Below are 10,911 nucleotides of genomic sequence, written 5' to 3'. Positions count from 1 at the left end.
ACAATTTCTTCTGGTTTTTCAGGGATTTCCTCTTCAATATCATTGATAATGTCATCATTTAAATCAGAATTTTTGCCTAAGTCTTTTGCAAATTTAAAGATTGAAGCAGGTTTTTCTTCAAATTCGTCTTCCTCATCGGATTTTAAGAATGATTTTACCTTGTCTGAAATGGATTTTGAAATGCCTTTAATTTCCTCATCGGAATAGTCCTTTTCATTTTCCCATACTTCAGCGTTATCTTCCGGAGAAACACCTTCATCGGATTCCCATACTTCTGCATCATCATCAATATTTTGGTCGGCTTCTTCCTCTATGGCAGCTGAGTTACCTTCTTCTGTTTCAACATTGAATTCATCATTAGATGGGGCCGGATTAATTGAATCTGCTGAATCTTTGATATCCTGTGAATTTTCAGATGAACCTTCATCAATAGAATCCTCACTGACAAACTCAGAAGGAGATTCATCAAAACCAACATCATCAGGAGTCTCAACATTAACAAACTCAGAAGGAGTTTCTTTTATAGTATTGTCTTCATTGATTGTCTTTTCATCTTCAAAGAATTCTGACGGGTCAATTTCACTTACATCTATAGGTTTTTCTAATATGTCATCAACTTTTTCGACTTCAACGAAGTCTGCAGGACCTATATCTTCAATGTTAATGTCATTTTCCTCTTCTTCCTGTGCTTTTCTTTCAGCTTCCTCTTTTTCGCGTGCAATGCGTAATTCTTCAGCTTTCTTTTCAGCCTCCAATCTTCTTTTTTCAGCTAATTTTTTCTCTTCTTCGGATCTGCGTTTTTCTTCTTCACGAGTTTTGCGAATGGATTTTTCAACATAATCCAAAAGCTTTTTGCGTCCTAAGTCCCTGTTTCTGTACCAATCAGTTGACCATAAATGATACAGTTTCCAGCCTAAACCGTTTAACACTTGTTCACGAAGCCTGTCCCTGTCACGTGCAACTTTACTTGATGAATACATTTTTCCATCGGTTGTAATTCCTAAAATATACTTTCCAGGATTTTCATCATCCACAATAGCTAAATCAACCCTGAATCCTGCACAACCAATTTGTCTGTCAACAGTATAACCGTTTTCTTCTAAAAAGCTGGCTATTGCATCTTCAAATGGTTCGTGAGTGTATGCCTCACCGACATGGGTTCCTAAAGTTAAGTTTTCAGCATATTCCAAGAACTCTTTTAATGATTTTACACCATAAGGTGGATTTGCGGTTAATTTCATGTCATAAGCTTTAAAGTTTGAGAATACAACACATTTTTCCCTTGCACGGGTAATCAATACATTTAAACGTCTTTCCCCACCGTCTTGGTTTAGAGGACCGAAGTTAAGTGACATTTTTCTGTCTTGGTCAAAACCATATCCTACACTTATTAAGATAACATCCCTTTCATCCCCTTGAATTGTTTCAAGGTTTTTAACAAAGAATCTTTCCTCTTTATTATCTGAGAATAACGGTTCGAATTCAGGTCTTTCCTTACGTTTTACCTCAAGGGCCTCTAAAATTGCATTTTTCTGCGCAACAGAAAATGTTCCGACACCTAAACTTTTGGTATCTCCGTATTTTTCAAAATGATTGAAAATTTCATCTGCAACATCTTCTGCTTCAAGAGGATTTGCGGATGATGCACCTCTGTGATATGCAGTATTAGGGTTATAGTGGAATTTCAAACCTAATTCAGGGTCATTGTGAGAAGGTGAAGGATAAACCAGCAGGTCATCATCATAAAATTCCCTATTTGAAACTGTAATCAATGATTCGTGGCGGGATCTGTAGTGCCATTTAAGCATTTTAACCGGGAATGACAGTTTACATAAATGCAGGATACTTTCCATATCAAGGGATGTCGCTTCTTCCTCATCACTTTCAGCATCTGACATCTGGTCAAAAAATGATGTAGGAGGCAATTGCTGAGTATCTCCCATGACAACAGCAGTCTTACCCCTCATGAATGCACCGAGAGCATCTTCAGGTTTTACTTGACTTGCTTCGTCAAAAATAACAACATCGAACTGCAATTCCTCATTTGTCGGATCCAAATATTGGGCAATTGATAACGGACTCATCATAAAACAAGGCTTGATTTGCTTTATCATTCCACCGGCTTTCTCCAAGAGCTTGCGAACAGGCATATGCCCACTTTTTCTTGTAAATTCTCCTGCAAGGATTTTGGCTTGCGGATTTTCAGTTCCTCCAAAGATTTTAGGAATGTTGCTGTTTAACTTATGGTAAATTCTTTTACGGTTTAGTACTAAAATCTTTTTATCCAAATCCCTGAATTCACGGATTCTGTTTTCATGAAGCTCTCCAACGAATGTTGCAAGTTCATGATTATCAACGAATAATATATTTAAGAGTGAATCTGCGAAATTTCCTTCAACCAATGCCTCGATGTCTTCTTTTTTGATGTTTCTTTTTTCGATTGAGTCGACAAACATCTTTGCATTTGAAGTTTTTAGCGCATTTTTTGTATTTAGGTATTGGGACCATAAGTGAAGGCTGGACAATTGTCCTCTCCAGTTGTATAACTGTTCTTTCCATGCTTCAAACGGAACGTCTCCAGTTTCCCTTTTGAAAATCAGTTTGCTTCTAGGGTTCAATTTATCTTTAAGTCTTGAAAGCACTCTAACGAATTCCTCTCCGGCATCAATGTACTCGGCAAGATCCCTTTCAGGCTTAATGTCAAATAAGTCCTTGCTCATCAGGTCAATGGTATTTTCTGAAAATGTTCCTTGACGTACAAGTGCGGTAAATTCAGTCATCCATTTTGCAATTGCTTTCAAATCATTGATATCAGCATTTAAATGCCAGTAAGCGCCATAATATTTTCTGCCTAATGCTTCATTAGCTTCAAGGTTCTTTCTAATTTTAATGACAGCTTTTGCTTCCTGCAAATCCCTTATAATTTCATCGATGCTGCCATTAACGGGATAAGCATAATACATCTCAACAAGCTCAATGTGCTGCTTGTTGTTGAAGAATCTGAATTTTTTATTGGAAATGTTTCTTAACTCATATATCAGTCTGTCAATGTCCGCTTGGAAAATACTTTGATTGAATTTATTTAAAATACCGGAATATTTTTGATACTTTTGAAGCTCTTGTATTAATTTAAATGCATCGTCATTGTTATTATTCCATGCCCCTGATTTGATTATGCTTCCGTCTATTAATTCCGCATTTTGTGACTTGATAACTTCAAAGGCGGAAAGGGAATTTTGAAACTCATTCAAGGTATCCGGCTTTTTGATTCCATAAATGTCATAAACTCTTCCGCGCTCAACCAGGAAGTTATCCAAAGCGAATAATGTATCGTTGATCAGCATTTCGATTTCCCTTAAATCTGCTGGAAGCAAACTTTTTGGAGCGCATTTGCTCCAAGGGTTTTCCTTGGAAATGGTCTGATATAGTTCAGCCAGGTTTTCCAAAGCTATCTTCATGTCATCCAAATCTTTTAAAGTAACGGCTTCCGGATTTTCAAATCTGACCAATGGCATTATTGTAGCTTTAGTTGCAAAATGATCATCGGCAGATTCCTTCATACCATACAGCTGGAATGCTGACAGGTTTACTGCAAATACAGGCTTGTGGATAATTTGAGAATAATCGTCAAGCTGGCGGCGCAATGTTTCCAGTTTACGAATGGTCTGATCAATATTTAACGGCTCTTGAGCACGTACGTTGGTTGCTTTCTGCAAGTCCTTTAAGAACTTTTTACGCCTGGTTTTGTGGGAATGCAATTCCAATACAAACTTGCCCAATCCCACGGCAGTCAGTCTGTCCTTTACAACATCCAATGCAGCCATCTTTTCTGAAACAAATAGAACTGACTTGCCTTCGGCCAACAGTTCAGCTATCAGGTTTACGATAGTCTGTGACTTACCGGTTCCAGGAGGACCTTCCACAACAAGATTGCGCCCTGCCTTAACGTCCTGGATTGCCGCAATTTGAGAAGAATCGGCATCCAAAACCTGATACATGTTCTGATACTCCAACTGTGAGTCAATATCCTCTTCCCTAAATGCAGCCTGGTCATTTTTGGCAGGATTGAAAATAGCTTGAATCAATTCATTTTTAGTCAAATCAACGTTATCTGCCCATGCATCTGGGTTCAAGTCATTATACATTACAAATTTTGTAAAGCTGAAGAAACCTAAAGCCACATCACTGTTCACTTCCCATCCATCCATACGGCTGACAGCACGCCTTACGCTTGCAATATAATGGTCAATGACTTCACCATACCTTTTGAATTCAAAATTAGGAAGTTCAATGCCCGCTTCCAATAATTTGGCTTTGAGTGAAATGTTTGTCTGAATATCCTCTCCAGTCCATTCAAGGTTGAATGATTCACCAACCTTTTTACGTTCCATTGCAACTGGAATCAACACTAGAGGGGCCTTGTTTTTCTGTCTTGGCTTTGACTTGTCTTTCCATACCAAAAAGCCTATTGCCAAATATAAGATGTTATATCCTTGCTCCTGAAGCATGGTCTTGGCTTGGTTATTGATGTAATATAATCTTTTTTGGAGCTCTTTTGGGGTCAAGTCAGTAGCTAACTTCTTATCCCCTTCGGAAAACTTTGAAAAGTCAAATGGAATATGATCCCAAACTGAAGATTTGTCTTCCTGTTTGTCCTTCTTATTGGCTACAAAATACATTTTATGTTCCTGCAGGACCAATGTCTGAAAAAGGTTTGTAGGGGATTGATTTACTATAGTGATAGTTTTAGCTCTTGATTTGAAGTTAAGAAGCTGGTTTCTTAAAGTTAAGTCCAAAAGCTCCTTACGTAAATTTTTAAATTCCTTTTCGATTATATTATCTGATTTATTTAACATGATGACCCTTTGTAGTGTTTAAAAAGTTAAGAAATACATTATTAATTATAATAATATTAATTAATAAAGTTTTCTAAATAAAGTAAATTTAATTAAAATCTATTAAAAATTAGAAATGAATGTTTATAAAATAGTTTAGAAATAACTTCCAAAAATCATCTATCTGTTTATTTTATAAGGACCAAACTGTCCAATTTTATCACTGGCAACCCTGGAAGCGAAGTTACCTGCATTTTCAGATGATTTCAGCAATAATTTCTGTGAAATGTATGCTGCCATATATGTGTCGCCGCATCCTGTTGTATCAACAACATTATCACACTTTACCGCATCAATCCTGATTTCATCATCTGAAATTATTCTAGAACCTCGAGAGCCATTAGTTATGACTGTCTCATCCACATCAAAGTCCAAACCTATGATGCTTGCTTCTGCCTCATCAAGAAATATTGCATTTGCACCCCTTAAAATATCGCTTAGATTGTCAAAGTCCTCTAATTTGATGGTGAAATTGCCGTTTGCTTCAACATCTGCAACCCTTAGAAAACCTTGAACTGAAATGAAAACAGGAACATTGAAACTCTTCAGATAATCGATTGTTTCAGCTGGAAAGTCATACCTATTTAAGGGATTTATGACGAACCCGTCAATTTTTTCAGGTAAAATACTTTCCAGATCACTTTTCAGAATTGGGATTTCGGCAAAGTTGCTTGACTGCTCCCTGATGTCCAAATCATCCTCAAAAGGATACCTGTTAATGAAATAATGAGTATTCTCTTTTAAAAGCACTTTAACTTTATCTAAATCAGGAAAATCATTGACCATGCTTTCATCAGCACAGTTTACAATAGCCATGTAGTCTTTGTAGAACTCTTCAAAAACGAATGATTGAAAATAGGTTGCCCCGCCGATTTTTTGAGACTGCTTATCCCCAATAACTATTAAATCCTTAGTTACAGGACCAATAACAACTAATGTCATAGAAAGATTTCCCCTAAAGTTTAGATATAACAAATAATTTATTTGAATTACTATAAATCATTTTTTTTAATTCCTGGAAAAATTACTTCAATTTTTGCAAATGCATAATTAAGTTATATTTATATAATTAAAAAAAGTAAATTATAATAAGTGATTTAAAATGGCATTAATCGGAACAACTATATTTTCACATATTCTTCCGGTAATATGTGGATTATTCGCATTTATATTTATCATATCCGGATCTTTAGAAAATAATAAGAGTAAATTAGGAATGGGTATTGCATTATTTGTCTTTGCATGTGTATTCCCTTATTTAATTCTAAGCGTTCTAGTCTAGAAGCTTGACTTCACCTGAATGCAGACTAGTTCCAATCAATACTTTTTTTATACCCAATGACTCCAATTCACCAAGGGAGTCCTTATTCAAACCACCAGCAATTATCAATTTTTCCTTTAAATCCTCAAACTCCTCAAGCAATTTTTTATTGTATCCCTTTTCAGTACCGACACCAGTGATGTCCAAAAGGATTATCTCATTGGGATCAAGCTCCTTTAAGATTTCCTTGAATTCGGATAAGTTCAAGCCCAAATGCTTTGTAAACAGCTCATCGTTTTTAACGTCCACGCTTATGACAATCCTTTCCTTCGGATACTTTTCGAATATCTTTTTCATCTCTTCAATGCTTTCAAGGGTTTCTGTGGGAACAATGATTTTATATGCATAATCCAGGAAAAATTCAAAGGATTCAAAATTCTTAACGCCACCATCATACATCACCGGCAGGATTGTGTTGACCATCTTGACATCCATGATGTTGTGGCCATTGGATTCTATCAGGTCCAAATCGGCAATGTACATCTCATCTGCACCGTTCAATTTCAGTCCCTGCGCAATTTCAACAGGGTCTGCAGATGATGCAAAAACAGTGCTTAGCGGTTGATAAGTGTCCCTCATACCTGATTTGCCGCTTACAGCCTGATGCTGTTTTAAATCTATAACGGGAATTTTTTTAATCATAATAATAGTTAGACAAAACAAGTATTTAATATTTTAAAAAAAAGTTAAGGAGGTGAGGAAAGCGACGTGTTTGGCTTTCCTCGAGTATACTAAAAAATAATGATCAATTTATTGGTAAATAACAGATTAGTTATGAACCTCTATAATTAAGTTATCTTACATAGTATATAAATGTTACTATAATTTAGAAAAATTAAAGTACACTTGAATAAATAATTTTTAGTATTTTTTAAAAAAACTAAAACAAATGCAAAATTCAGCCAAAAAATATCGACAATCATTGAGAAAAAAATAATAACTATAAAACACCACTTTTTAAAAGCTTTAAAATTACTAAAAATAAATAAAATAATCTTGATAAAGTTAATTTTATTAAAAAAGAATAAAAAAAGTTTGAAGTAAATGAAAGAGGGAATTTTATTTAAAAGATAGTATTACGTGTTTGACCTTAATATTGCTAAGCTATTATTGTTACTTCAAACTCTTATATAATAGTAGAATTTTATAATATAAATACTTTTTTATGAAAAAGTATTACTCGTTTAATATAAACATATAATATATGTAATACTCAAAAATTTAAAAAAAAATAATTAAGCTCTAAAGTTCTCATCAATATAAGAATCGAACTTCAAATAAGCTTTATCAATAGCTTTAATCACTTGATCTTGACTAATTTCTGAAAGCTCATCAAACAATACTCCAACATCAACATCAACATCTAACTGATCGTTATCATAGCTGAGAGTAATATCTAAATCCAAATCTTCCAATTCCTTCATGGGAATTGATTTTGAAACTTCACGCTCAAGAATTTCTCCAAAATCATCAGAAATAGTAGCCAAATCATCTTGAGTTAATTGCTTTAATTTTGACATGAAAATCTAAAAAAAGAAAAATGAAAGTATTAAGCCTATTGGCCCATACCATTCATAGCAGCTTGGATAGCGCCTTGCATTTCTTCGAGTTTTTTCATGACTCTTTCTTCTTGGCGAGACATGGTTTGTTTTCTTAACTCGAGAGTTTCTAACTTATCTGCCATTTCAGCTAATGCATCATCATATTCTATTTTAATGAGTAATGTACCAGCTTGTTTGAATACTTCAGTAGAACTGTCTGTTTTTTTGAGTTCATCTAAAGCTTTTTGAGTTTCTTGGATTTGAATTTCAACATTTTGAACTTGCATGCTCACAGCTTGAGCTTGTTGTTGTAACTGTTGAAACTGATTTAATTGTTGTTGAATGTTTTCAGGAATCTCCATATTATCACCTATTTAATAATTATATAAACATTAAGTTGTCAAGTTATTTATTTCTAATGCCAATTTTATCCACTTGATTGCTGAGTTTACAGAAGCCCTAAAAGATGTGGAATCTTCCGCATCAATATCAATCACGATATTTGAATCATCCAAATCAATTGTCATGGATGACCTGAAATCGGGAGCTGTACTGAATTCCAAAAGAATAGAATCATAAACGATTTTAGCTTGACTACTGCTTTCGAATTCAATAACTATATTGCTTTTAACAGATTCAAGAGGGCTTTCATCAATCATTTGAAACCTCTAAAATCTTTTTAACATTAATCTGGAAGTTGATCTTATCTCCAAATTTGTTAATGAAATTAATTTTGGCTACTGAATCATCGCCTTTGGTAATCAAGATAAAGTTTTCTTCCGCATAGTCTACTAAATCCAAGTCTAAAATATCGCTTAAAACATTAAGCTCATCAACTCTAGACACTATTTTCAATTGTGATGGAGCAATGCTCATCTTTTCTGTGCCTTCAGATGCTCCAATAAGAATGCTCAGCAATAGTTCTCCTTTATTAGAATAGAATGATATTCTACTAGGATTGCCTTTTATTTCATTAACAATAGCCAAGTTAAACTCATCCACTTCCAGAGCCTTAAGCAAAAGTTCACGCATGTTCATCTTTCCTCTGTTAACAGAAGTTGAACCTGTTGCATGCGCTAAATTTTTACAGAACTTTCTAGTTTTTTGAGAAGGTTTTCTAGAAGTTGAGATTAACATTTAAATCAAAAATAGTAAAAAAATTTAGTAAAAGCAGATAAAACTATCTTGCTTTTATAATTCTAGTAGTTTCTGGAACATTTTTAAATAAAATCCTATATCTGCATTTAGGACATTTATTTTCCATGTAGCTCTTATGGTCTACTTCTGCTCCACAACGTGGACATCTATACAATGCCTATTCCTCCACTTTAATGTCTCTGATACTACGTGCTGCAGATTTTGCCATAGGGGTTTGAGGAACGTAAGCTCCACCAGTAAATACTGCACCACATTTTCTGCATTTCCAAATTCCAGCAGCTTGTCTTTTTACGTAAGGTCTAGCGCATTTAGGACAAACATGAGCTTTTTTCATGTTTTCTTCAATAATCTTTACAGATCTTTTTGCTTTTCTTCCGTATCTTGCACCGAACCTTCCTGTAATACCCACTTTTTTAGTTCTTGCCATTTATATTCTCTCCGTTAATAATAAAATTTAATAAAATGTAAATAAATTGATTATATAAAAATAATCATAAAATTATCTAATATGATAATATTGAATATACTAATATTTAAAGGTTTCCTTAAAATAGGTAATTTTAAGAAAAAACACTTGCTTTAATATAAAATATAAAATTTTGATGAGAAAAATTCATTTTCCTATAAATCTTTATGCTCCATCTTACTTCCCATCAAAAAATTGATTAATATCCAACTATTCAAGAGTTGGATAATTAGGGCTTTCATTAGTAATTAACAAGTCATGAGGATGGGATTCCTTAATACCGCTACTTGTAATCCTAACGAATTGTGCTTTTTCTTTCATTGCAGCTATATCCTTAGCACCGCAGTATCCCATAGATGATTTTAAACCACCTACTAATTGGAATAATATTTCTGCAATTGTTCCCCTATATGGTACAGCACCTTCAATTCCTTCAGGAACATATTTAGTGTGGTTCATTTTACTTTTTTGACCTTGGAAATATCTGTCTGCTCCACCATCATATTCGCTGGTCATTGCACCCATGGATCCCATTCCACGATACTTTTTGTATTGTTTACCGTTCATTACAACAATATCACCTGGAGCTTCAAGGGAAGCAGCAAGCAAGTTACCTAACATTACTGCATCTGCACCGGCACCAATAGCTTTTGCAACATCTCCTGAGTATCTGATACCACCATCAGCGATAACCGGAATGCCGGAATCTGCTGCAGCATCAGCAACATCAGAAATAGCAGTAAGTTGTGGTACGCCAACACCGGCTACAATACGGGTGGTACACATTGAACCCGGACCGATACCAACTTTAAGTGCATCCACACCCATTGAAATCAAGTCTTCAGCCGCTTCGGCAGTTGCAATATTACCCACACATAATTCCGCATCAATATTGTCTTTAATAGTTTCAGTAAACTTAACCACATTCATATTATGTGCATGAGCACAGTCAATTGAAATAATATCCGCACCTGCTTGGTCAAGTGCCATTGCTCTGTCCAAATCGAATGGACCGCATGCAGCAGCCACTAAAAAGTCTCCATTTTTATCACGTGCTGCATTTGGATATTGAGTTTGGTTTAATATATCTTTAATAGTAATAATTCCAACTAATTTACCATCGTGAACAACAGGAAGCCTTTCAACTTTATTTTCATAAGCAACATTTAACGCTTCTTCAGCGGAAACTCCCTCATCAACAGTAACCACATCGGAAGTCATGATATCTTTAATTGCAGTGGTTGGTTCTGAATTTAAAACAGGTCTGATATCCCTTTTTGAGATAATTCCCATGATTTCATCATTAGAAACCACAGGTAAACCGCTGATAAGTTCATTACGCATTAAAGATTCGGCTTCAGCAACGGTAGAATCTGGGGAAATAGTTATAACATCACGAATTGTTAAATCTTCAGCATTTTTAACTTTCTTAACTTCTTCAACTTGTCTTTCTTGTGATAGGTTTCTGTGAATTACTCCTACACCACCTTGTTGTGCCATTGCCACTGCAAGATCTGCTTCGGTTACAGT

11 protein-coding genes are annotated in these 10,911 nt (G+C 34.8%); 1 reads left to right on the top strand and 10 read right to left on the bottom strand.

The annotated features are described in order from the left end of the window. Both ACJROP_RS06445 and ACJROP_RS06440 read right to left on the bottom strand, forming a co-directional pair. On the bottom strand, positions 1-4,856 hold a 4,856-nt coding region (locus ACJROP_RS06445; protein ID WP_406534661.1), incomplete at its 3' end, for a DUF4011 domain-containing protein. 159 nt (positions 4,857-5,015) lie between these two features. Then, positions 5,016-5,837: a PfkB family carbohydrate kinase gene (locus tag ACJROP_RS06440; RefSeq protein ID WP_406534660.1), complete on the bottom strand. Its 822-nt coding sequence runs from the start codon at positions 5,835-5,837 to the stop codon at positions 5,016-5,018. Between the two features lie 160 nt (positions 5,838-5,997). On the opposite strand from ACJROP_RS06440, the gene ACJROP_RS06435 reads away from it, so the two are divergent. Beyond that, positions 5,998-6,177 (top strand): hypothetical protein, encoded by a 180-nt coding sequence (locus ACJROP_RS06435; RefSeq protein ID WP_406534659.1) that lies wholly within the window; start codon positions 5,998-6,000, stop codon positions 6,175-6,177. Here ACJROP_RS06435 and ACJROP_RS06430 read toward each other — a convergent pair. The 8 genes from ACJROP_RS06430 to guaB all read right to left on the bottom strand — a co-directional run. Next, complete coding sequence (locus ACJROP_RS06430; protein ID WP_406534658.1) at positions 6,169-6,858, bottom strand: HisA/HisF family protein; 690 nt, start codon at positions 6,856-6,858, stop codon at positions 6,169-6,171. The two genes, ACJROP_RS06435 and ACJROP_RS06430, sit on opposite strands and share 9 nt — an antisense overlap. Before the next feature lie 593 nt (positions 6,859-7,451). Beyond that, positions 7,452-7,736, bottom strand: coding sequence for a DUF3194 domain-containing protein (locus ACJROP_RS06425; RefSeq protein WP_406534657.1), 285 nt, complete (start codon positions 7,734-7,736; stop codon positions 7,452-7,454). A gap of 35 nt (positions 7,737-7,771) precedes the next feature. After that, positions 7,772-8,119 carry a prefoldin subunit beta gene (locus ACJROP_RS06420; protein WP_406534656.1) on the bottom strand — a complete coding sequence of 116 codons (348 nt, stop codon included), beginning with the start codon at positions 8,117-8,119 and terminating at the stop codon, positions 7,772-7,774. 30 nt (positions 8,120-8,149) lie between these two features. After that, positions 8,150-8,416, bottom strand: coding sequence for a KEOPS complex subunit Pcc1 (locus ACJROP_RS06415; protein ID WP_406534655.1), 267 nt, complete (start codon positions 8,414-8,416; stop codon positions 8,150-8,152). Further along, the gene (locus tag ACJROP_RS06410; RefSeq protein ID WP_406534654.1) at positions 8,409-8,894 is read right to left on the bottom strand and encodes a Brix domain-containing protein; all 486 of its coding nucleotides are present in this window, start codon (positions 8,892-8,894) and stop codon (positions 8,409-8,411) included. The genes ACJROP_RS06415 and ACJROP_RS06410 overlap by 8 nt, the downstream gene beginning before the upstream one ends. Before the next feature lie 43 nt (positions 8,895-8,937). After that, positions 8,938-9,069: a DNA-directed RNA polymerase subunit P gene (locus ACJROP_RS06405; RefSeq protein WP_082706360.1), complete on the bottom strand. Its 132-nt coding sequence runs from the start codon at positions 9,067-9,069 to the stop codon at positions 8,938-8,940. Positions 9,070-9,072: 3 nt separating this feature from the next. After that, positions 9,073-9,342, bottom strand: coding sequence for a 50S ribosomal protein L37Ae (rpl37A, locus tag ACJROP_RS06400; protein WP_406534653.1), 270 nt, complete (start codon positions 9,340-9,342; stop codon positions 9,073-9,075). A 249-nt stretch (positions 9,343-9,591) separates the two neighbouring features. Beyond that, the coding region (guaB, locus tag ACJROP_RS06395) for an IMP dehydrogenase (RefSeq protein WP_406534652.1) at positions 9,592-10,911 on the bottom strand (1,320 nt) is incomplete at its 5' end.

Source organism: Methanobrevibacter sp. (genome assembly GCF_045220775.1).
GTDB lineage: Archaea > Methanobacteriota > Methanobacteria > Methanobacteriales > Methanobacteriaceae > Methanocatella.
The sequence above is the reverse complement of the archived record's forward strand: the minus strand, read 5'-3'. Positions and strand labels throughout refer to the sequence as shown.